Source organism: Streptomyces sp. NPDC104761 (assembly GCF_055583445.1).
Genome location: NZ_JBVJNZ010000003.1, coordinates 547,813 through 570,222 on the forward strand (window position 1 = coordinate 547,813; position 22,410 = coordinate 570,222).

Annotated in this window: 17 protein-coding genes; 8 read left to right on the forward strand and 9 right to left on the reverse strand. The window is 71.6% G+C overall.

What is annotated here, in order from left to right; genetic code table 11:
- Position 1: 1 nt before the first annotated feature.
- Positions 2-739, forward strand: a complete 738-nt coding sequence (locus tag ACZ63F_RS12250; protein ID WP_469710328.1) for an SRPBCC family protein — start codon at positions 2-4, stop codon at positions 737-739.
- A 15-nt stretch (positions 740-754) separates the two neighbouring features.
- Here the strand turns inward: ACZ63F_RS12250 and ACZ63F_RS12255 are convergent, their stop codons facing one another.
- On the reverse strand, positions 755-2,581 hold the full coding sequence (locus ACZ63F_RS12255; protein WP_469710329.1) for an endonuclease/exonuclease/phosphatase family protein: 1,827 nt from the start codon (positions 2,579-2,581) through the stop codon (positions 755-757).
- 343 nt (positions 2,582-2,924) lie between these two features.
- On the opposite strand from ACZ63F_RS12255, the gene ACZ63F_RS12260 reads away from it, so the two are divergent.
- From ACZ63F_RS12260 to ACZ63F_RS12280, 5 genes are all read left to right on the forward strand, one after another.
- Positions 2,925-4,355 (forward strand): hypothetical protein, encoded by a 1,431-nt coding sequence (locus ACZ63F_RS12260; RefSeq protein WP_469710330.1) that lies wholly within the window; start codon positions 2,925-2,927, stop codon positions 4,353-4,355.
- A gap of 501 nt (positions 4,356-4,856) precedes the next feature.
- Positions 4,857-6,299 carry an alkaline phosphatase PhoX gene (locus ACZ63F_RS12265; RefSeq protein ID WP_469710331.1) on the forward strand — a complete coding sequence of 481 codons (1,443 nt, stop codon included), beginning with the start codon at positions 4,857-4,859 and terminating at the stop codon, positions 6,297-6,299.
- A 467-nt stretch (positions 6,300-6,766) separates the two neighbouring features.
- The gene (locus tag ACZ63F_RS12270; protein ID WP_469710332.1) at positions 6,767-8,356 is read left to right on the forward strand and encodes a TROVE domain-containing protein; all 1,590 of its coding nucleotides are present in this window, start codon (positions 6,767-6,769) and stop codon (positions 8,354-8,356) included.
- Between the two features lie 107 nt (positions 8,357-8,463).
- Positions 8,464-9,111 (forward strand): GntR family transcriptional regulator, encoded by a 648-nt coding sequence (locus tag ACZ63F_RS12275; RefSeq protein WP_469710333.1) that lies wholly within the window; start codon positions 8,464-8,466, stop codon positions 9,109-9,111.
- A 14-nt stretch (positions 9,112-9,125) separates the two neighbouring features.
- A complete protein-coding gene (locus ACZ63F_RS12280) occupies positions 9,126-10,142 on the forward strand; it encodes a 1-aminocyclopropane-1-carboxylate deaminase (RefSeq protein WP_469710334.1) in 1,017 nt (338 codons plus the stop codon).
- 43 nt (positions 10,143-10,185) lie between these two features.
- On the opposite strand, the gene ACZ63F_RS12285 is transcribed toward ACZ63F_RS12280, so the two are convergent.
- Positions 10,186-11,019: an alpha/beta fold hydrolase gene (locus tag ACZ63F_RS12285; RefSeq protein ID WP_469710335.1), complete on the reverse strand. Its 834-nt coding sequence runs from the start codon at positions 11,017-11,019 to the stop codon at positions 10,186-10,188.
- Positions 11,020-11,127: 108 nt separating this feature from the next.
- Between ACZ63F_RS12285 and ACZ63F_RS12290 the strand changes: the two genes are divergently transcribed.
- Complete coding sequence (locus ACZ63F_RS12290) at positions 11,128-13,446, forward strand: helix-turn-helix domain-containing protein (RefSeq protein WP_469710336.1); 2,319 nt, start codon at positions 11,128-11,130, stop codon at positions 13,444-13,446.
- A 166-nt stretch (positions 13,447-13,612) separates the two neighbouring features.
- On the opposite strand, the gene ACZ63F_RS12295 is transcribed toward ACZ63F_RS12290, so the two are convergent.
- Entirely contained in the window at positions 13,613-15,061 is a 1,449-nt protein-coding gene (locus ACZ63F_RS12295) for an MFS transporter (protein WP_469710337.1), read from the reverse strand.
- 152 nt (positions 15,062-15,213) lie between these two features.
- On the opposite strand from ACZ63F_RS12295, the gene ACZ63F_RS12300 reads away from it, so the two are divergent.
- Positions 15,214-15,780, forward strand: coding sequence for a TetR/AcrR family transcriptional regulator (locus tag ACZ63F_RS12300; RefSeq protein WP_469710338.1), 567 nt, complete (start codon positions 15,214-15,216; stop codon positions 15,778-15,780).
- Positions 15,781-15,814: 34 nt separating this feature from the next.
- Here ACZ63F_RS12300 and ACZ63F_RS12305 read toward each other — a convergent pair whose 3' ends face one another.
- From ACZ63F_RS12305 to ACZ63F_RS12330, 6 genes are all read right to left on the reverse strand, one after another.
- Entirely contained in the window at positions 15,815-17,014 is a 1,200-nt protein-coding gene (locus tag ACZ63F_RS12305) for a TerD family protein (RefSeq protein ID WP_469710543.1), read from the reverse strand.
- Positions 17,015-17,094: 80 nt separating this feature from the next.
- Complete coding sequence (locus ACZ63F_RS12310) at positions 17,095-18,084, reverse strand: zinc-dependent alcohol dehydrogenase family protein (RefSeq protein ID WP_469710339.1); 990 nt, start codon at positions 18,082-18,084, stop codon at positions 17,095-17,097.
- Positions 18,081-18,926, reverse strand: a complete 846-nt coding sequence (locus tag ACZ63F_RS12315; RefSeq protein ID WP_469710340.1) for a carbohydrate ABC transporter permease — start codon at positions 18,924-18,926, stop codon at positions 18,081-18,083. Before ACZ63F_RS12315 ends, ACZ63F_RS12310 begins: the two co-directional genes overlap by 4 nt.
- Positions 18,923-19,858: a carbohydrate ABC transporter permease gene (locus ACZ63F_RS12320; RefSeq protein ID WP_469710341.1), complete on the reverse strand. Its 936-nt coding sequence runs from the start codon at positions 19,856-19,858 to the stop codon at positions 18,923-18,925. The genes ACZ63F_RS12315 and ACZ63F_RS12320 overlap by 4 nt, the downstream gene beginning before the upstream one ends.
- A complete protein-coding gene (locus ACZ63F_RS12325) occupies positions 19,855-21,234 on the reverse strand; it encodes an ABC transporter substrate-binding protein (RefSeq protein ID WP_469710342.1) in 1,380 nt (459 codons plus the stop codon). Before ACZ63F_RS12325 ends, ACZ63F_RS12320 begins: the two co-directional genes overlap by 4 nt.
- Before the next feature lie 76 nt (positions 21,235-21,310).
- A complete protein-coding gene (locus tag ACZ63F_RS12330; RefSeq protein ID WP_469710343.1) occupies positions 21,311-22,081 on the reverse strand; it encodes a DeoR/GlpR family DNA-binding transcription regulator in 771 nt (256 codons plus the stop codon).
- Between the last annotated feature and the right edge of the window lie 329 nt (positions 22,082-22,410).

Here is a 22,410-nt window from a genome sequence, read left to right on the forward strand (position 1 = left end):
CATGTCCAAGGAATTCGAGATCGCCCGCGAGTTCGAGGTCGACGCCACGCCCGCTCAGGTGTGGGAGGCGATCACCCACGGCACCGGCGGCTATCTGTGGCCGATGCAGCCGCCCGAGCCCCGGGTGGGCGGCACGGCGGCCTTCGGCTCCACCGTCACCGCCTACGACCCGCCGCACCACCTGGTTGTCCGCAGCGAGGACGTCGGCTTCCCGACGCAGAGCGCCAACCAGCTGGAGCACCTCATCGAGGAGCGCGACGAGGGCCGCCGTGCCTGGGTGCGCTACGTGCACAGCGGGATCTTCACCGACGACTGGGACAACCAGTACGACGGCGCGAGCCGGCACACCGACTTCTACCTGCACACCCTGCGCGAGTACCTCACCCACTTCGCGCCCCGCCCGGTGAGCTTCGCCCAGCTCAACGGGCCGGAGGCGTCTCAGGCGCCGGACGCCTTCGTCGCCGTCGGCCGCGCCCTCGGCCTGCCCGACGACCTGTCCGCGGGCGCGAAGGCGAGCGTCCACGGGCCCGGCGGGCGGGTCCTGGACGCGGTGGTCGACTACCGCGACCCGTACTTCGTCGGACTGCGCACCGAGGACGCCCTGATCCGGTTCTTCGGGCGCAACCACTGGGGCGCTCCCGTCGGCATCAGCGTCCACGACTTCGCGCCGGACGCCGACGCCGAGGCCAACGAGACCGCCTGGCAGGACTGGCTGAACGGGGTGTTCAGCCGGTCCTGACCCGCGGCCGGCCGCTCACGGGCGGAAGCGCAGCACCTGCGGGTCGTGGTCGCTGATCTGGTCGTGGAACTCCGAGTTGATGTGCACGCTGTCGTACTCGAAGTCGCCCTTGCCGCGGATCTGCTTGCTGATCAGGATCTGGTCCAGGACCTGCTCGTTGCCCTGGTAGTCGTAGGTGTAGCGCTCCTTCGTCGGCAGCGACTGGATCGCCGACCACAGCGCGCCGTGGCTCTCCAGGATCTTGGTGGTGCCGGAGAAGTCGAAGTCGTTCATGTCGCCGAGCGCGACGACCTCGGCGTCCTTCTGGACGTCGAGGATGCTCCGGACGAACGCGTTGACCAGCGTCGCCTGCGCGTGGCGCTGGGTCTCCGAGCTGCGCACCACCGGCTGGTACTGCGAGGTCAGCCCCTGGTCGCCGCCCTTGGAGTTGAGGTGGTTGGCGATCACGAAGACGGTCCTGCCCTGGAAGACGAACTCACCGGCGAGCGGCTTGCGGCTGGCCGTCCAGGCGGAGTTCGACGGGTCGACGCGGCCGGGGGAGGCCGTCAGCTGGGCCTTGCCGTGCACATTGGTGACGCCCACCGCGGTGGTGGAGTCGCCGCCCGCGCGGTCGACGAAGGAGACCCGCGCCGGGTTGAACAGGAAGACCTGGCGGATGTTGCCGCCGGGCTCGCCGCCGTCCTGGTCGTTGACCGGGTTGATGGAACGCCACTGGTACTTCGGGCCGCCGGCCGCGACGATCGCGTCGATCAGCTTGTCGACCGTCACGTCGGCGGCGACCGTGCCGTCGTCCGTCGCGCCGTTGTTGTCCTGGATCTCCTCCAGGGACACGATGTCGGGCGACTGGAGGTTGTTCACGATCGCGGCGGCGTGCGCGGCGAAGGTGCCGTCCGAGGGGTCGAGGTTCTCGACGTTGTAGGTCGCGACCGCCAGCTCGCCGTGCGACTGCTTCCTCGTCGTCTCGCGCTGCAGGCCGCCGCTCTTCAGGGTGCCCAGCGTGCTCGCGACGAGGGTGTAGCCGCCGTACTGGTTGTAGTCCAGGGGGCCGGTCGTGGCGCCGGTCAGGGTGTCGCCGACGTTCGCCGCCGGGAAGTCGGCGGTCGCGCCGAGGGACTGGATCTGCAGGCGGCCGGTGTTCTGGTCGCGGTAGGAACGGTAGAGCGAGCCGCCGCGGCTGGTGCGGTTCTCGTGCGGCTTCACCGTGACCCACAGCTCGGCGTAGGGGTCGGTGGCGGTGACCACGTGGGCGTCCTCGACCTGGACGTTCATGCCCTCAAGGGACTCGTAGTAGTCCAGGGCGTACTTCTTCGGCTGCAGCGTCAGGCCGTTGATCGAATTGCCCGCGGCCGTGTCACCGGTCGGGGTGTACGCGCTCGGCACCGACTTCCTGTCGATCACGACCGGCGCCGGGACCGCGTTGCCGGTGGAGACGGTGGTGACCGTCGGCTTGGTGATCTCGGTCAGCGACTGGTTGCCGGTGGTGGCGCCGCCCGGGACGTACTCGGAGACCGTGCCGGTGACCGTGACGGCGTCGCCGACCGCGACCTTCGGGGTGGAGCTGGTGAAGACGAAGACGCCCTCGCTGGTGGCCGGGTTGCTGTCCGGTGTCGGATCCTGGAGCCAGAAACCTCTGGAGGAGCCGTAGGTGCGCGTGGCCGTGACGATGCCGGGGACGTCCGTCACCTTCTGGCCGGCGTACGGAGACATGCGCGTGGTGCCCTGGACGTCGTGGATGCGCAGTCCGTCGGCCTGGGCGGGCGAGGTGAGGGCGACGGTGGACGCCGCGCTGCAGACGGCGGCGACGGTGAGCGCGGCGAGACGCGCGGAAGACCTGCTCGGCAAGGGAATCCCTCCGGGGACATACGGAAGCGCCGGGACGAGGGCGTTTTTATGGAGCGTTCATGACACGTCCATGAACGCCATGTGGCATGGATATGACACGCGTAGACCCCGAGTGAACAGTTGTCCCCCCGTTTTCTACGCGCGTCAATCTCCTGCCTGGCCACGGCAGTTGTCAAGGTTTCAGCCATGCACGGGACGGGCCGGGGAGATGAACCGGGCGGCATGGGTGGAAATCCGTCTAGGCTGAGCGGCTGAGCCGTACGGCGTCCAGGTGCTCGTACGGCCGTCGATACGGTGTCCATGTCGCCGTACGACCGTTGAGGCGTCCGAGGAGAACCAGCCGATGTCTGACAGCGCCCCCCTGCCCCCGGTGCGGTTGCGTTCCGAAGCGGAGCTGGCGCACGCCGCGCTGTCCACGCCGCTGCTCACCCGGGCCGCCCGGCTCGCCCGCTGGGCCGGGCCCGACACCCGCGTGGACGCGGGCGGCGAACTGGTCGAGGAGCAGCTCCCGGCCGCCGCCGAGGCGCTCGGACTCACCGGGGAGGACGCCGTCGGTCACGCCGGTGAGGCCTGGCGGGTCGCCGTGGACGCCGGACTCGTCGAGATCGCCGACGAGGAGGCCGGGACGGTGGCGGCGGGGGAGGAGCTGGCGCTGCTCACCGGGGGCTCGCCGCACGACGTCCTCGCGGTGTGGCAGGCCGCGCTGGAGACCGTCATCGCCGACGCGAGCGTGCCCGACCTGGACGGAATTGTCGACGCGCTCGACGAGGGCGGCGAGGTCGATTTCTCGTCACTCGGCTGGGACCCCGAGGCCGAGGCGGACTTCCTCGACGGTGTCCTCGGCAACCTGTACCTGCTGACCGTGAGCGAGGGCGGACCCGGCGAGGCGCCGGTGCCGCTGCCCGCGCTCGCCGCGTCGATGATCGTGCCCAGCGACATGGGGGAGCCGACCAACGACGTCCTCGAACAGGTCTCCGACGCGATGATGCGGCTCGACGACCAGTTCCGGCTGCTCGAGCCGGTCGGGCTCGTCGAGTACCAGCCGGTCGACGAGGCGCTGATGGCCGACGCGGAGGAGGAACCGGCGGCGGGGCCGGTCGACGAGGCCGACGTCTCCCGGTACGGCATGGTGCGGCTCACTCCGCTCGGCGCGTACGGGCTGCGGGCGCGGCTGCTGGAGGCCGGCTTCGAGGCGCCGGCGGTCGGGGAGCTCGCCGACAAGGGCGCGGACGCGCTGCTCGACGGCACGGCCGCGTTTCCGCAGGGAGCCGCGCAGGCCGAGACCGAGCAGTGGCTGGCCCGCCGGGAGTCCCTGGCGGCGGCCCGCGAGCTGCTGGCCGCCGCGCGCGGTGCGGACGCGGGCGCCCCGCTGCGGCGGCTGCGCTGCCAGCAGGCGCTGTCCCTGCTCGGCGCCGAGGCCGAGCCCGCGCTCCGCGAGGTCCTCGACGATCCCGAGCTGGGCGGCCTGGCGAGGGTCTGGCTGGCCGAACGCGGCGCCGCCGGCGTGCCGGCGCCCTCCCAGGACATGATCTTCTGGCTCACCATCGACACGCTGGCTGCGCAGCTGGCCGCCGAGGGGAACTCCGAGGAGCTCCAGGCGCTGGTCGAGGGGCTGGCCCAGCAGCACAGCGGCTTCTTCGCCGAGGCGTGGCGCGTGGGGCACCCGGACACGGCCGACGTCCTGGAGGCCATGGGCCGGCTCCACCCCGACAAGAAGGTGGCCAAGGAGGCCCGCAAGGCGGCGTTCAAGGCACGGTCGCAGCACGGGGGGTAGGGGCCGAGGGGGTGGGGCGCGGCGGTTGGCACCGCCGGGCACCGCGGTTCGGGCTGAGCGCCGGTGCGGCGCGCGCTGTTGTAAGTGCTTGCCGGTGCGGTGCGGTGCGGTGCGGTGCGCTGGGGGTGTGGGTGTGCGGGAGGTTGGGCACGTCGGCTGCCGCCGCTCGGGCTGGGGGCCGCTGCGGCGGGAAAGAACGAAAGCGCTGTCGCGGCGGGCATGAAGCGGCGGCGAAGGAGTGTGTGCCGGGGGGAGTTCAGGCCTCGGGGGCGGGTGGTCCTCGAGGGAGAAGTCCCCTCCGTGGCCGGCGGAAACCGTGGCCCTCCGTGGGGTGCTCTTGGGGCGGGCTTTTGGGTGACGTGGGGTGAGGATTACGGATTCATGGAACAGACGGCCGTGATGTCGCCCTGTGTTCAGCCGGAGTTCAAGGACGGGCGGGAGCGTGTGCGCCGAGTTGAGGCCCGCCACCCTCCACGGCACCCGAACGTCACAGGAGACACCATGTCGCTTACCCGCAGGGACTTCACAAGGAAATCCGCGATCACCGGTGCCGGTGTCGCGCTGGCGGGCAGCGTCGGCGCGCTGGCCACCGCTCCGAACGCCCTCGCCGCCACCGAGGCCGGTGCGGCCGAGGCGGCGCACGGGCACGGCGGCGTCGGCTACGGGCCGCTGCTGCCCGACCCCGACGGCATCCTCGCGCTCCCCGCCGGCTTCAGGTACCGCGTCATCACGTACAGCGGCAGGACCAAGCTGGAGGCGGGTGAGTTCACCCCCTCCAACCACGACGGCACGTCCACCTTCGACGGCCCGCGCGGTGCCACCCTCCTCGTCAACAACCACGAACTGGCCGGCCCCCGCGCCAACTGGGAGTACCCGGTCCCGCTCACCGAGGGGCTCGTCTACGACCCGGCCGCCGCCGGTGGCTGCACCGTCGTCGAGGTCCGCCCCGGCGGCCACGTCGCCGAGTGGGTCGGCATCGCCGGCACCGCCACCAACTGCGCGGGCGGCAACACCCCGTGGGGCACCTGGCTCACCTGCGAGGAGACCGAGGACAAGGCCGGCACCAACGGCTTCACCAAGGACCACGGCTACGTCTTCGAGGTCGACCCCGAGGACCGCCGGGCCAACCGGAACCCCAAGCCCGTCAAGGCGCTCGGCCGCTACGCCCACGAGGCCGTCGTCGTCGACCCCAAGCGCGGCCACCTGTACCTGACGGAGGACGCGTCCAACCCGAACGGCCTGCTCTACCGCTGGACCCCGCCCGAGCACTTCCACCACGGCCGCGGCAAGCTGCGCACCCTCGCCGACGACGCGGGCACGCTCCAGGCGTTCAAGTGCTTCGACTCCGGCGGCCAGTTCGTCGACGACCTCTCCCGGGCCACGAAGATCGGCACGGTCTACGGCGTCGACTGGGTGGACGTCCCGGACCGCGACGCGAGGACCACCTCGGTCCGCAAGCAGTTCACCAGCGGCCAGGTCACCCGCGCCCGCAAGCTGGAGGGCATGTGGTGGGGCGACGGCGGCGTGTACATCGTCTCCTCGTACGCCCGCGCCGAGAGCCCCGTCCAGCACGACGGCTCGGTGTGGTTCTACGACCCCAAGCGCCGCACCCTCACCCTCAAGGTCCGCATCGGCGTCAACCCCGACCCGTCCGTCGAGGGCAACTTCGACGGCCCCGACAACATCACCGTCTCCCCGTACGGCGGCCTGGTCATCGCCGAGGACGGCGAGGGCCTCCAGCACCTGTTCGGCGCCACCGACAGCGGCCGCACCTACCCGATCGCCCGCAACGAACTGAACATCGGCACCGAAGAGGAGCCCGAATACAGCGAGTTCACCGGCGTCACCTTCTCACCCGACGGCCGGACCCTGTACGCCAACATCCAGACGCCTGGCATCATGCTCGCGATCACGGGGCCCTGGAAGCGCCAGCAGCGCGGATAGTGCAGCGGGGGCGGTTAATTCACTCGCTCGGCCCGCGGCCCGCCTCCTAAGGTGATGCATGTCCAGGTGCGAAGGCAGGACCTACTTCCACTTCTCATGGGGAGGCCGCGGGTTCGAGTCCCGCCACCGGTACAACGTGCCGGTGTAGCTCAGGGGCAAGAGCACCTATGTCGGTTCCGCCGGCTTCGATCTCTGGACACCGAAAACTTCATGCACCTCCCGGTGCGTGTGCTTGACCTCGGGAGGCGCAGCTCATGGTGGGTGTCCGGTGCGAAGGCAGCGGATACTTCGGGGACTGGTGGGGGGAAATCCCTCGTGCGGGTTCGAATCCCGTCATCGGCTCAGGGCCGATGTGGCGGAACGGAAGACGCGCCAGTTGATAGGCAACCGCAGCCGATGTCGACCTCGGACCCCCTCCTTTTGCCGCGCCTCCTCTCGTTCTCCAATGAATTCGGGGGGAATTCACCATGGCGCGATTCAACACAAAGGCGGCCCGGGCCCAGCCCGTTTCGCGGGTCACCTCCACAGGACGCGTGCTCCGTACCTTTCAGGGAGGGCTCGGCCGGGAGCGGGACGCGCGGTCCGAGCTCTTCCTGCTCGCGGTCGCCAACTTCGTCTCGCAGCAGACCTTCTACGAGTCCGGCACGGACCGCGACGACCGGTTCGCCACCCTCCTGCGTGAGCTCGCCGTCACAGACCCGGCCTGGACCGCAGGCCTGCTCGGCTGGCTGCGGGGCGAGGGCAACCTGCGGACCGCCTCGATCGTGGGCGCCGCCGAGTACGTGCACGCCCGCCTGACCGCGGGGGCCACCGACGGCCCCTCGAACCGTCAGGTCGTCGCCTCCGTGCTCCAGCGGCCCGACGAGCCCGGCGAACTGCTCGCCTACTGGACGGCGACGTACGGCCGTGCCGTTCCCAAGCCCGTCAAGCGGGGGATCGCCGACGCCGTACGACGGCTGTACCACGGCAAGTCGCTGCTCAAGTACGACACCGCGTCCAAGGGATACCGCTTCGGCGACGTCCTCAACCTGGTGCACGCGGCGCCGGATCCGGACAGGCCGTGGCAGGGCGAGCTGTTCCGTTACGCGCTGGACCGGCGGCACAACCCGGACACCGCCGTGCCGCCCGCGTCGAGCCCGGTGCTCGGCGCCCACCGCGAGCTGATGGCGCTGCCCGCCGGGCAGCGGCGTGCGGTCGTCACCGGGCCCGGTGGCGCCGAGCGGCTCGCGGCGGCCGGCCTCACCTGGGAGGCACTGGCCGGATGGCTCCAGGGCCCGATGGACAGGGCCGCGTGGGAGGCGGTCATCCCGTCCATGGGGACCATGGCACTCGTTCGCAACCTCCGGAACTTCGACGAGGCCGGCGTCTCCGACGAGGTCGCGGCCACGGTCGCGGCCCGGATCGGCGATCCGGCGGAGGTGGCGCGGTCGCGGCAGTTCCCGTTCCGGTACCTCGCCGCGTACCGGCACGCGCCGTCGCTGCGCTGGTCGTACCCGCTGGAGCAGGCGCTCGGCCACTCGCTGGCCAACGTGCCCGCGCTGCCGGGACGGACGCTGGTCCTCGTCGACCGTTCGGGCTCGATGTTCTACTCGCGGCTGTCCGAGCGCTCGGAGCTCAACCGGGCCGACGCGGCGGCGGTCTTCGGCGCGGCGCTCGCGCTGCGGGCGGCGGACGCGGACCTCGTCGAGTTCGGTACGACGAGCCGACGGCTGACGTTCGGCAAGGGCGAGTCGGTGCTGAAGGTCCTGGACCGCTTCGGCGACCTGGGCGGCACCGACACCACCTCGGCGATCCGCTCGCACTACCGGGGACAGGACCGGGTGCTGATCGTCACCGACGAGCAGTACACGTTCAACGAGCACGGCGACCCGACCCAGCAGGTTCCGGCGCACATCCCGGTCTACACCTGGAACCTGGCCGGCTACCGGGTGGGCCACGGCCCGTCCGGCAAGGGCAACCGCCACACCTTCGGCGGCCTCTCGGACGCCGCCTTCCGGATGGTCCCGCTGCTGGAGGCGGCCCGGAACGCCGACTGGCCGTGGGAGACGGCGGCCTGACCGGCGCCCTCCGATCGTGACCCGCACCTTCACGGGGGGTGCGGGTCACCTCCCTGCCCGCCGCCGCTCTTGCTCTCGCCGACCACTGACATCTAACATTTCAGTTCATGGAGGCCCTGCAACCCGTCACCCGCACCCTGCTTCGCGACCGCGCCTGCGCCGCGATCCGGGACGCCATCGTCGCCGGTGAGATCGAACCGGGGGCGGTGGTGCGCGACGCCGAGTTCGCGGAGCGGCTGGGGCTGTCCCGGGCGCCCGTGCGGGAGGCGTTCGCGCGCCTCGTCGACGAGGGGCTCCTGGAGAGCAAGCCGCAGAGTTACACCCGGGTCACCCAGGTGGTGGCCGCGGACGTGCGGGACGCGGCGGCCGTGGTCGGTGCCATGCACGAGCTGGTGACCCGGGCCGCCGTACCCCGGCTGCGGGATGCCGACCTGGACCGGATGCGCGCGTCCAACGTCCTGTTCGCCGCCGCCGTGCAGGCCGGTGACGTGGCCGGGGCGCTGCGCGCCGACGACGAGCTGCACGACGTACTGGTGCGGGTGGCCGGCAACCGCGCGGCCGCCGCCACCGTCGCCCGCTACACCCCGCTCATCCGCCGCCTGGAACGCCGCCGCTTCGGCGAGGGCGGCTCCTGCCGCTCGGCCGGACTGCACGACCGGCTGATCGCGGCCTGCGCCGCGGGTGACACGGAGTCGGCGGTCCGCGTCACGGCGGACATCTGGCGCAGCCTCGCAGACCTGGCCGACCCCGACTGACCCCAGGAGCTCCTATGTCCCTCTCCTCCTACGACCGTTACCCTCTCCTCTTCGGTCCCTCGCCCGTGCACCCCCTGGAGCGCCTCACCGCCCACCTCGGCGGTGCCGGGCTGTGGGCCAAGCGGGAGGACTGCAACTCCGGGATCGCGTACGGCGGGAACAAGACGCGCAAGCTGGAGTACCTGGTCGCGGACGCGCTCGCCAAGGGCTGCGACACCCTCGTCTCCATCGGCGGGGTGCAGTCCAACCACACCCGCCAGGTCGCCGCGGTCGCCGCCCGCGCCGGGCTCAAGTGCGTGCTGGTGCAGGAGAGCTGGGTGGAGTGGCCGGACCCGGTGTACGACAAGGTCGGCAACATCCTCGTCAGCAGGCTGGCCGGCGCCGACGTCCGCCTGGTCCGCGCCGGGTTCGGCATCGGCTTCAAGGAGAGCTGGGAGCTGGCGCTGCGCGAGGTCGAGGAGTCCGGCGGCAGGCCGTACGCCATCCCGGCCGGCGCCTCCGACCACCCGCTCGGCGGTCTCGGCTTCGCCGGCTGGGCGTACGAGGTCGCCGAGCAGGAGGAGCAGCTGGGCGTCTTCTTCGACACGGTGATCGTCTGTTCGGTGACCGGGTCCACGCAGGCCGGGATGGTCGCGGGGTTCGCCGCGCTGGCGGAGGCGGGCGGGCGCGAGCGCCGGGTCATCGGCATCGACGCGTCGGCCAAGCCGGCCCAGACCCGCGAGCAGGTGGCGCGCATCGCCCACCGGACCGGACAACTGATCGGGCTGAAGCGAGAACTGACCGTCGAGGACGTCGAGTTGGACGAGCGCTACCACGCCGGCGTCTACGGTGTCCCGGACGACGCCACCCTGGAGGCGATGCGCCTGGCCGCCCGCACGGAGGGCATGGTGACGGACCCGGTGTACGAGGGCAAGTCGATGGCGGGAATGATCGACCTGGTCGAACGCCGCGAGATCGGCGACGACTCCACCGTGCTCTACGCCCACCTGGGCGGGCAGCCGGCGCTGAACGCGTACAGTGCGCTCTTCTAGGAGATTGCCTCCAGGGCTCTTCCGGTAGCGGGCGAGCGAGAACCTACTTGGCGAGGAACGACAGCAGCGCGGCGTTCACCTCTTCGGCGTGCGTCCACAACAGGCCGTGCGGGGCGCCCTCGATCTCCACGTACTCGGCCGACGGCAGCAGCGCGTGGAACGGCCGCCCGGTCGCGTCGATCGGCAGGATGCGATCCCCGGTGCCGTGCAGGATCAGCGCCGGGACGTCGACCTTCGCCACGTCGGCGCGGAAGTCGGTGATCCACGTCGGCACGCAGGCCACGGACGCGTGGGCGGAGGCGCCGGCCGCCACGTTCCAGCTGTTGCGGACGGCCTCCTCGCTGATCCGGCTGCCCAGCGTCTCGTCGAGGTTGTAGAAGTCCTGGTAGAACGCGGTGAAGTAGGCGTACCGGTCCTTGCTGACCGCGTCCAGGATGCCGTCGAAGACCGCCTGGTCCACACCGGTCGGGTTGTCGTCGGTCTTGAGCAGGAAGGGCTCGAGCGAGGCCAGGAAGACCGCCTTGGCGACCCGGCCGGAGCCGTACCTGCCCAGGTAGCGGCCCACTTCGCCGGTTCCCATCGAGAAGCCGACCAGGACCGCGTCCGTGAGATCGAGCGTGGTGAGCACCTTGTCGAGGTCGGCGGCGAAGGTGTCGTAGTCGTAGCCGGTGGTCGGCTGGGAGGAGCGGCCGAAGCCCCGGCGGTCGTAGGTGACGACGCGGTGGCCGGCCCCCAGCAGGACCGGAAGCTGCTTCTCCCAGGAGTGGCCGTCGAGCGGGTACCCGTGGATCAGCACGACGGGCTGTCCGGTTCCGTGGTCCTCGTAGTAGAGCTCGATCGGTGCGCTGTTCTCTTCGCCAACGGTGATGTAAGGCATTGCGGTTCGGCCTTTCTGGGGTTCGGGCGTCCAGCACACCAGTTGTGCGGGACCGCTGCCAGGCAGAAGCGCAGGCGGAAGTAGAGAGCGCTTGTTCTAATTGTCGTGATGACCAGACCTTCCCCATCCGATGAGTCCCACGGCGCCACCGCCTTCGGCGCGATGCTGCGTTCCCTGCGCCGGGCGGCGCGGCTGACCCTGGAGGAGTTGTCGCAGGCGTCCGGCGTCAGCGTCCGGGCGCTGGGCGACATGGAACGCGGCCGCAGCCGTGGGCCACAGCGCCGCACCGTCGACGCGCTCGCCGCCGCCCTGAAGCTGGACCCCGAGCAGTCGCAGCGGTTGCAGCGGCTGGCCGACGCCGGCCGGGAACGGGGCGGTCCGGCCGCGCCGCCGTATCTCCTGCGTACGGTCCCGGACTTCACCGGACGGGAGCAGGAACTTGCCGATCTGGAGGCGCTCGCCCGAGGCGCCGGCGCCCGCGCGGTGGTCCTCTTCGGGCCGGGCGGACAGGGCAAGACGACCCTCGCCGCGCAGGCCGCGCGGCGGCTGGGAGAGCTCTTTCCGGATGGCTCTGTCAGTGTGCGACTGCACGGCATGAGCGACACACCGCTGTCCGCCGCCGAGGCACTGGTCCTGCTGCTGACCGGGCTCGGGCATCCGCCCGACCGGATTCCGGTGGACCCGGTGGCGCGCGAGGCCGTCTACCGGGCCACGCTCAGCACCCGGCGGGTGCTGGTCGTCCTGGACGACGCGGCCGACGAGGCACAGGCCAGGCCGCTGCTGCCGGACGCGGAGGGAGGTTTCGTACTCGTCACCAGCCGACGCCCGCTGACGGGGCTGGAGGGCGTACGGCGCATCCGGCTCGGCGCTCTCAGCGGCAGGGAGTCGGTGACCCTGCTGGAACGGATCCTCGGCACGCCGCGCACCTATGGCCAGTCGGAGGCGATCGGCCGGCTGGCGGAACTGTGCGGGCATCTCCCGCTGGCCCTGCGCATCGTCGGCAACCGCCTCTCCAGCCGCCCCGCCTGGACCCCTGCCCGGCTGGCGGAGCAACTCGCGGACGAGGAACGGCGGCTGGGCACCCTGGTCGCGGGCGACCTGGCCGTACGCGGCGCGCTCGCCCTGTCCTACCGCCAGCTCACCGCTCCCCGCAGGCTGCTGCTGCGTCGGCTCGCCCTGCTCCCCGGCCATCACACCGGCGCCCGCCTCGCTGCCGTACTCACCGGTGACGACGACCTGGTCGCGGTCCAGGACGCCCTCGACCTGCTGGTCGAGCGGGGTCTGCTGGAGGAGACCACGCCGGGCCGCTACGCACTGCACGATCTCGTGCGACTCTTCGCGCGCGAGAGACTTCAGGCCGAGGAGCCGCCGTTGTCGGCCGAAGCAGCCGCCCTGGGCATGGCGGACTGGCTGCTGCGGTCGGCCTCGGCGGCGGGCCGCTGGTTCGAGGCACCCGGCGCGCCCGAGCCGTGGCCGGGAGCCACCCCGGCCTTCGCACCCGTGTCAGCCGCGGAGGCGGAGGAGTGGCTGAGCACCGAACGTGCCCACTGGGTGGGCGCGTTGCAGCTCATGTTCGAAGCGGAGCGGTACCCGGAGATCCTGCACGCGGCGCGGACGTTGTACTGGTTCTCCGACCGCTGGGACGCCTGGCCCGAGTGGCGCACGGTGTTCACCTACGGCGTCCGCGCCGCCGCCGCGCTCGGTGACCGGGCGGCCGAGGCCCACCAGCTCAACTGCCTCGCCTGGACGTATGCGGTGCGTGGCGGACTGTACGAGCAGGCCGAGGAACACGCGCGCCGTGCGCTGGAGTCGGCGACCCAGGCCGGTGACACCGGCCAGCAGGCCTGGGCATGGGTCTACATCGCCGGTGCCGGCATGCACCTGGGCCGGCCCGCGGAGGCGGCACGGGCGGCCGAGGACGCCGTAGGCCTCTTCGGGGCGGCCGGTGACCAGGCCGGGCTGGCGGTTTCCCGTCGGCTGTTGGGCAGCGCCCTGCGGGAATCCGGCCGCGCGGAGGAGGCGTTGGCCGTCCATCGGGGCCTGCTCGGGACGTACGCGGGGGACGTGCCCGGCTTCCAGGAGTTCGCGCAGGCGATCCTGCGGCATGAGATAGCCCGTGACCTGCTGGCCCTTCGGCGCTGGTCCGACGCGGTGGAGGTGTATCGGACCGTCATCGCCCCTGCTACCCACGGCGGCACGGACCGCTTCAAGGCACGTGCGCTCACCGGCCTCGCCACCGCCCTGGAGCACTGCGGTGACCCGGCCCAGGCCCGCGCCCACCTCAGTGAGGCGCACCGGCTGTTCAGCTCGGTCGGTGACGCGACCGCCGCGGAACGGACAGCGGCCTCGCTCGAACGCCTCGCGGCCCCTGGGGTCGACGCGGATCCTCCGGTCGTCGCCCACCACGCCGAGGGCCCTGGCAGCTAGGGCGCGAGGATCACTCAGGCGCCCGTACCGTCGTAGCCGGATGTGCGGCGGTGCGGCGGCACGTGGTGCGTCCGGCACGTGGTGCGTCCGGCACCTGCCGGCCGTCGCCGATCCCGGCCGTGCCACCCGGGCGGGACCTGACCGCGCGGGTGACGAAGATGTGGGCCTACGGGTGTCGCCGCCGCGGGCTCGTGATCACGAACCCCGCCACCAGCAGCGCGGCCAGCGCGACCAGCGAGCCGATGCCGAACGCGCGGGACGCGCCGTGGGTGAGGATCTCGGCCGGGGTGCCGGTGGCGTGCCGGGTCGCCGTGCCGTAGACCGTGACCAGGACGGCGAGTCCGAGGGTGCCGCCCAGCCACTGCAGGGTCTGCAGCAGGCCGGACGCGGCGCCCGCCTCGCGCGGCCCGATGCGGGCCAGGATCGTCGCGTTGAGCGGCATGAAGCTCAGGCCGACGCCCACCCCGAGCAGCAGCAGCGGGCCGAGCAGCCCGGTGGCGTAGCCGTCGCCCGGCCGCAGCCGCCACAGCCAGCCGCCGGCGGCGACGAGCAGCGTGATGCCGGTCAGCAGCACCGGCTTGGTCCCGAAGCGGGCCAGCAGCTTCGGCAGCAGCCGCACCACCGTGAACATGGCCAGCGTCATGGGCAGGAACGCGAACCCGGCGCGCAACGGGCTGTACTCCAGGACCTGCTGGGAGATGAGGGTGAGGAAGTAGAAGGCGCCGAACATGCCCGCGGGCAGCAGCATGAGGGTGAGGTAGCCGCCCGCCCGGTCCCGGTCGGCGAACAGCCGCAGGGGCATGATCGGCTGGCCGGCCCGGGACTCGGTCAGGGTGAAGCCGAGGAGCAGCGCGACGGCGCAGCTGAAGCCGAGCAGGGACCGGGTGTCGCTCCAGCCGTCCTCGGAGACCCGGATGAACGCGTAGACCAGGGAGGTCATCCCGGCCGTCCCGGTCAGCGCGCCCGCGAGGTCGAAGCGGCCCGCGTGGCGCGGGGTCTCGGCGACGAACCGGGGCAGGGCGAGGAACAGGGCGATGCCGATGGGCACGTTGATGAGCAGGGCCCAGCGCCAGGAGGCCCACGAGGTGAGCATGCCGCCCAGGACCAGGCCGGCGGAGCCGCCGATGCCGGCCACGGAGGAGTAGACGCTCAGGGCGTGGTGACGGCGCGGGCCCTGGGGGAAGTTGGTGGTGATCAGGGCCAGGGTGCTGGGCGCGATCAGTGCGGCGCCCGCGCCCTGCAGCGCCCGCGCCGCGAGCAGCCAGCCGCCTTCCGCCGCGACCCCGCCGAGCAGCGAGGACAGCGCGAACAGCAGTGCGCCGGCGCCGAGCGTACGGCGGCGGCCGACGATGTCGCCGACGCGCCCGCCGAGCAGTAACAGGCCGCCGAAGGCGAGGGTGTAGGCGTTGAGCACCCAGGACAGGCCGGTCCGGCTGAATCCCAGGTCGTGCTGGATGTCGGGCAGTGCGACGTTGACGACGGTGGAGTCGACGCCGACCATCATGTAGGCGGTGACGATGACGAGGAGGGCGGTGCCGGGCCTGGCGAGGGAGGTGGAGTCCGGCGGGGCGTCGGCGGCGCTGGACGGGACGGACGGGCTGGACGGGGCGGACATGGGGTTCTCCCGGTCTGTGGGTCCCCGGCGCGGGCATGGCGACGTACGGGCAGGTGGGCTGCCCGTGGAGCTCACGGCGCTAAGCGGGGACTGTCTCCGTTTATCCTTCGCTAAGATACGGAGAGAGTCCCCGGTTCGCAAGGAGTAACTGGATGACGCAGGTCAGGCCCATGCGTGCGGACGCCCGCCGCAACTACGAGCGGCTGCTGAAGGTCGCCGTGGAGGCCTTCGCCGAGCAGGGGGAGAACGCCTCGCTGGACGACATCGCCAAGCGGGCGGGTGTCGGCTCCGGCACGCTCTACCGGCACTTCCCGACCCGGCAGGCGCTGCTGGAGGCGGCGATGACCGACCGGATGGAGGCGCTGGCGGCCACCGCCGACGAGTTCGCCGCAAAGCTGCCGCCGGGTGCGGCGCTCATGGAGTGGCTGAACGAACTGTGCGCCGCCACCCTCCAGGTACGCGGCCTGAAGGCCCTGCTGGGCTCGGCGGTCACCGACGGCAGCTCGGCCGCGCTGACGGCCTGCGGCCGGCTGATCCGCGGCTCGGCGACCCGGCTGGTGGACGCGGCGAAGGAGGAGGGCACCCTGCGCCCGGACGTCGAGCCGATCGAACTCCTGCGCCTCGCGCACGGACTGGCCACGGCCTCGGAACTGGCCAACGGGCAGGGCCAGGAGATCCGGCGCTATCTGTCACTGCTCACGGAGGGGCTGCGGCCGTAGCGCCCACGGCCGCACACCCGTCGCCGTGCCCGGGTCAGAGTGCCTCCGCCCCCGGCTTCACCATGTTCCGCACCGTCCGGGCCTTCACGAACGAGCCCATCGCCGTCATGTCCCACTCGCCGGAGAACTGGCGGATCAGCTTCGCCATCATCACGCCCGTCTGCGCCTCGGCGTTGGTGAGGTCGAAGCGGACCAGCTCCTCGCCGGTCGCGGCGTCCAGCAGACGGCAGTACGCCTTGGCGACCTCCGTGAACTTCTGGCCGGAGAACGAGTTGACGGTGAAGACCAGGCCGGTGACCTCCGGGGGGATCCGGCCGAGGTCCACCACGATCACCTCGTCGTCGCCGCCTCCCTCACCGGTGAGGTTGTCGCCGGAGTGCTTGATCGCGCCGCCCAGGATGGACAGCTTGCCGAAGTAGCAGCTGTCGACGTGGTCGCGCTGCGGGCCGTACGCGATGACCGACGCGTCCAGGTCGATGTCCTTGCCCCGGAACGCGGGCTCCCAGCCCAGGCCCATCTTGACCTGGGAGAGCAGCGGGCGGCCGCCCTTGACCAGGGACACGGTCTGGTTCTTCTGGAGGCTGACCCGGCCCTTGTCGAGGTTGATCTTCCCGGCGCCGGGGGCGGGCGGAGCGGGCGGGGCCGGGGGAGCGGCGGGAGCGACGGGCGCGGCGGGCTGGGCCGCGGGGGCCGGTACCGGCGCCGGCTGGGCCGCGGGGGTCTGCGCCGGGGCCGGGGCCGGTTCCTCCACCGTCACGCCGAAGTCGGTGGCGATGCCGGCCAGCCCGTTGGCGTACCCCTGGCCGACCGCGCGGGCCTTCCACGCGCCGTTCCGCAGGTAGATCTCCACGACCACCAGGGCCGTCTCCGTGCCCAGCTGCGGCGGTGTGAAGGTGGCCAGCACCGAGCCGTCGTCCGCGTTGCGGATCGTGGCCGTCGGCTCGATGCCCTGGAAGGTCTGGCCCGCGGCGTCGGGGCTCGCGGTGACGACGATCTTCTCGATGCCGGGCGGCACGGCCGCCGTGTCGACGGTGATCGCGTCCGGGGCCGTACCCCCGCCGGAGCGGTAGGTCACACCCGGACCGCCGGGCTGGTTGTAGAAGATGAAGTCGTCGTCGGAGCGCACCTTGCCGTCGCCCGTGAGCAGCAGGCCCGACACGTCGAGCCGCACGGGGGCGGCGACGTCCACCGCCACCCGGGAGACCGGCAGAGGGATGTTCGAGCCAGGGGTCATAGCTGTCATGCCGGGTGAACGAACGACCCCGCTTTACCGTTCCCTTACCGACGGGCCGCGCCCGGAATCCCTCGATCGGCTCAGGGGATGACCACGATCTTCCGTCCCACGCCCGCCGCGAACTGCTCCAGTGCCTGCGGGTAGCTGTCGAGGGGGAGGCGGTCGCTGATGAAGACCTCCGGGTCCAGGACCCCGTTCGCGAACAGCTCCGCCGCCCGCTCGTAGCTGTGCAGCACGGCCATGGAGCCGGTGATGGTGATCTCCTGGTTGTAGATGCGGTACGGGTCGATCGTCACCCGGGTCGCGTAGTCGGCCACGCCGAACTGGAGGAAGGTGCCGGCTTTGGCGACCCGGCTCAGGCCGTCCTGGATCGCCGCCGCGTTCCCGGTCGCGTCGATCACCACCTCCCAGCCCCGCGGCCGGTCCAGCTCGTCCGCGTTCGCGGCGGTCGCCGAGACGCCCAGCCGCCGGGCGGTCTCCAGGCGGGCCGGGTTCAGGTCGACCACGTCGACGCTCGCCGCGCCGGTGCGCTTGGCGAGCTCCAGCATCATCAGGCCCATGGTCCCGGAGCCGTAGATGAGCACGTGCGCGCCCAGGCGGGACTTGAGGACGTCGTAGCCGCGCACCGCGCACGACAGCGGCTCGACCAGGGCCGCGTCCTGGGTGCGGACGTGCTCGGGGAGCTTCACGCAGTTGGCGACGGGGGCCACCGCGTACTGGGCGGCGCCGCCCGGCACGGTCACGCCGATCGCGGCCCAGCGTTCGCAGAGGTTGTTGTGGCCATCGCGGCAGTAGCGGCACTCGTAGCAGTACAGGGACGGATCGACCGCGACCCGGTCGCCGACCGCCACCTCGGTGACCTGGGTGCCGACGCCGACCACCTCGCCGGCGAACTCGTGGCCCGGCACGATCGGCAGCTTGGGCGCGAACTCGCCCTGGAGGATGTGCAGGTCGGTGCCGCACAGCCCGCACGCGGCCACCTCGACGACCACCTCGCGGGGCCCCGGCGTGGGGTCGGGGACCTCGGTGACGACGGCACGGCCCACGGACTCGATGACGGCGGCCTTCATTTCACGGCTCCCAACGACAGGCCCTGGACCAGCTTGTCCTGGGCGGCGAACCCCGCGGCGAGCACCGGCAGGGAGACGACGAGCGACGCGGCGCACACCTTGGCCAGGAACAGGCCCTGGCTGGTGATGAAGCCGGTCAGGAAGACGGGGGCGGTCTCGGCGACCACGCCCGTCAGGACTCGGGCGAAGAGAAGTTCGTTCCAGCTGAAGATGAAGCAGATCAGCGAGGTGGCGGCGATGCCGGGCAGGGCGATCGGGGCGACCACGCGCGCGAGGATCGTCGGGAGGCGGGCACCGTCGATCTGTGCCGCCTCGATCACCGCGACCGGGACCTCGGCGAGGAAGGACTGCATCATCCACACCGCGATCGGCAGGTTCATGGAGGTGTAGAGGATGACCAGGAACCAGATGTTGTCCAGCATCCCGGTGTTCTTCGCGAACAGGTAGATCGGCAGCAGGCCCGCCACCACCGGCAGCATCTTCGTGGAGAGGAAGAAGAACAGGACGTCGGTCCACTTCCTCACCCGCCGGATCGACAGCGCGTACGCCGCGGGGAACGCCAGCACGAGGACGAAGAGGGTGGAGACGACGGAGGCGACCGCCGAGTTGACCAGCGCCGGCCAGGGGCTCGCGCCGCCGCCCGCGCCGAAGAACTCGCGGTAGCCGTCGAGGGTGAGGGCGGCGCCGAAGGAGGGCGGGTTGGTCGCCGCGTCGGCCTCGGAGTGGAAGGACGTCAGTGCCATCCAGGCGATGGGGAAGAAGAAGACGATGCCGACCAGCCAGGCCACCAGGCCGACGCCGAGACCCCGGCGCTGTCGTACGCGATGGGTGAGGGTGCTCATGCGCGGGACGCCTCCTCGCGGAACAGGGACGACACGACGCGCAGGGCGAAGGTCGCGATGATGATCGAGCCGATGACCACCAGGACGCCCGCGGCCGAGGCGAGGCCGTTCTCGTGGGCCTGGTAGAAGCTCTGGTAGACGGTGTAGGGGAGGTTGGCGGTGCCCAGGCCGCCGGACGTGATCGTGAAGACCGCGTCGAAGTTCTGGACGATGTAGATGCAGCCGAGCAGGGCGCCGAGTTCGAGGTAGCGGCGCAGGTGGGGGAGGGTGAGGTGGCGGAAGATCTGCCATTCGTTCGCGCCGTCGACCCGCGCCGCCTCGATCTGCTCGGGATCCCGGCTCTGCAGTCCGGCGAGCAGGATGAGCATCATGAACGGCGTCCACTGCCACACCAGGGCGGCCTCCACGGCCAGCAGCGGGGTGCCCGAGATCCAGTCGGGCTGCGGCCCGCCGACGTAGTGCAACAGGCCGTTGAGCAGGCCGTACTCCGGGTTGTAGAGGACGTGCTTCCAGAGCAGGGCGGCGGCCACCGGGACCACCAGGAACGGGGCGATCAGCAGGGTGCGGACGACGCCCCGGCCGCGGAACCTGTTGTTCAGGAGCAGGGCGAGCGCGAGGCCGAGGACCAGGCTGACCAGCACCACGGTCACGGTGAGCAGCACGGTCGTCCAGACCGAGTGGCGCAGGTCGGCGTCGGTCAGGACCTGGCGGTAGTTGTCGACGCCGGCGAAGTGGCGGGCCTTCGGGTAGAGGGCGTTCCAGTCGAAGAAGGAGATGACCACCGTGGCCACGAAGGGCAGCTGGGTCACGACGATCATGAAGACCAGGGCGGGCAGGAGGGGGGCCCGGGTGGCCCAGGCGCGCAGGCGGGCGGAGGGCGGCCGCGTGGCGCGTGCGGGTGTCGCTGCGTAGGGGGCTGTCGTCGCGGTCATCGTCCCTCGTACTCCTTGGAGATCTTCTCGGCGAGCTGCTGCGACTTCTTGAGGGCCGAGTCGACGGACTGCCGTCCGGCGATGGCCGAGCTGATCTCCTGGGAGACCTTGGTGCCGAGATCGGTGAACTCGGGGATGTCGACGAACTGGATGCCGGGCGCGGGCCGTGGCTGGACGCCGGGGTCGTTCGGGCGGGCGCTCTCGATGGCCTCCTTGGTCATCTCCTGGAAGGCGGCGGCCGTCTTCACGTAGTCCGGGTTCGTGTAGGTCGACGCGCGCTTGCCCGCGGGGACGTTGGACCAGCCGCCGGTCTGGCCGCCGCTCTTGCCGACCAGCTCCTCGTACTGCTTGCCGGACGCCCAGGAGACGAACTTCCAGGCCTTGTCGGGGTTGCGGGAGGCCTTCTGGATGCCCCAGGCCCAGGTGTAGAGCCAGCCGGAGGACTTGGTCTGCTCCACGGGCGCGGGGACGTAGCCGAGCTTGCCCTTGACCGGGGAGCCGTTCGCCTCCAGGAGGCCGGCCGCGCTGGTGGCGTCGTACCACATGGCGACCTTGCCCTGGGTCATGTTGTTGAGGCACTCGGCGAAGCCGGACTGCGGGGCGCCGGACTCGCCGTGCTTGCGGACGAGGTCGACATAGAACTTCGTCGCCTTCTCGAAGCCGGACCCGGTCAGCTGGGCCTTCCAGTCCTTGTCGAACCAGGTGCCGCCGAAGGTGTTCACGACCGTGGTCAGCGGCGCCATCATCTCGCCCCAGCCGGGCAGGCCGCGCAGGCAGATGCCGCGCATGCCGGACTGGGCGCCGTCCACCTCGGCGGCCAGGTCGGCGACCTGCTGCCAGGTGGGATGCGCGGGCATCGTCAGGCCCTTCGCCGCGAACACGTCCTTGCGGTACATCAGGAACGACGACTCGCCGTAGAAGGGCTCGCCGTAGAGCTTGCCGTCGTCGGCGGTCAGGGACTCGCGCATCGGCTGCAGGATGTCCTGCTGGTCGAAGCCCGGGTCCTTCGCGACGTACGAGTCCATCTCGTGCAGCCAGCCGTTGCGGGCGTAGATCGGGATCTCGTAGTTGGACAGGGTGGCCACGTCGTACTGGCCGGCCTGGTTGGCGAAGTCCTGGCTGATCTTGTCGCGGACGTCGTTCTCGGGCAGGACGGTGAAGTTGACCTTGATGCCGGTCTCCTGGGTGAAGCGCGGGGCGAGCTTCTGGAGTTCCGTCATCTGGGGGTTGTTGACCATCAGCACGTTGATCGAGTCGCCGCCGGAACCGGACCCGCCCGCACCGACCCAGCAGCCGGAGAGCAGCGGGGCGAGCAGCGTCCCTGCGGCGGCCATGGCGAGGGTGACGCGCGGCCTCCGTCGGCTCGGGGTTCGCATGGATCGCTCCTGGAGGAATCGGGATATATGGGGCAGTGATGGGTGTGGAAGGCCCTTGGGGGAGGGCGGTGGTGGGTCAGACCCGGATGACCTGCGGGCCCAGCAGGGAGTAGCGGTGGGCCTCGGCCGTCGGGAGCAGGGTGCTCGTCACGATCGCCTCCAGGGCGCCGACCTCGGCGAAGCGGCAGAAGCTGACGGCTCCGAACTTGGTGTGCACGCCCGCGAAGACCGTCCGGCGTGCGGCCCGGATGGCCTGTGCCTTGACCTCGCCGACGGCGGGATCGGGCGTGGTCAGCCCGTGCTCGCGCGAGATGCCGTTGGCTCCGATGTAGGCGAGATCGAGAACGAAACCGGCGAGCATCTTCGTCGTCCAGTGGTCGACGGTGGCCAGCGTGCCGGCCCGGACCCGGCCGCCCAGCAGCAGGACCGACATGTTCTCGGCCTCGGCCAGCGCGCCCGCGACCGGCAGCGACGCCGTGACCACGGTCAGCGGCCGGTCCGTCGGCAGTGCCTCGGCGATGAGACGGGGGGTGAAGCCCTCGTCGACGAAGACGGTCTCGGCGTCGCCCAGCAGCTCGGCGGCGGCCGCCGCGATCCGCCGCTTCTCCGGCACGTGGCTGGTCGAGCGGAAGGCGAGCGTGGTCTCGAAACCGGCGCTCTCGACGGGATACGCGCCCCCGTGGGTACGGCGCACCAGGCCGTGGTCCTCCAGGGCGCGCAGGTCGCGCCGGATGGTCTCCTTGGCCACGCCCAGGGCGTCGGCGAGCGCGGTGACGTCGACGGAGCCCGTGGCGCGCGCGGCCCGCACGATCTCGCGCTGGCGTTCTTCCGCCGTCTGCGTGCTCATCTCGTCACCCACTTCCTTGTGGAACCGCACGGAGCCGCGTGGAGTCGCGTGCGGCTGCGTGGAGCTGCCCGTTCGGGCCATGCAGCAAGTTCTACAGCGGGTGTGCGAGGCTGACCAGGCCTGTTGCGGGCCCGATACTGCCCGTGTGCGCCCGTTTGCCGGGCGGAGTGCCCGCCGCGGACCTGCGCGGCTGTGGCGGGAGGGGTGGGAGCGGGCGCCCCGGATGCCCGAACGCGGGGGGGGGGGGGGGGGGGGGGGGGGGGGGGGGGGGGGGGGGGGGAGGGGGGGGTGGGGGGGGGGGCCTCTGTTATCCCTACCCCGCCCGAGCA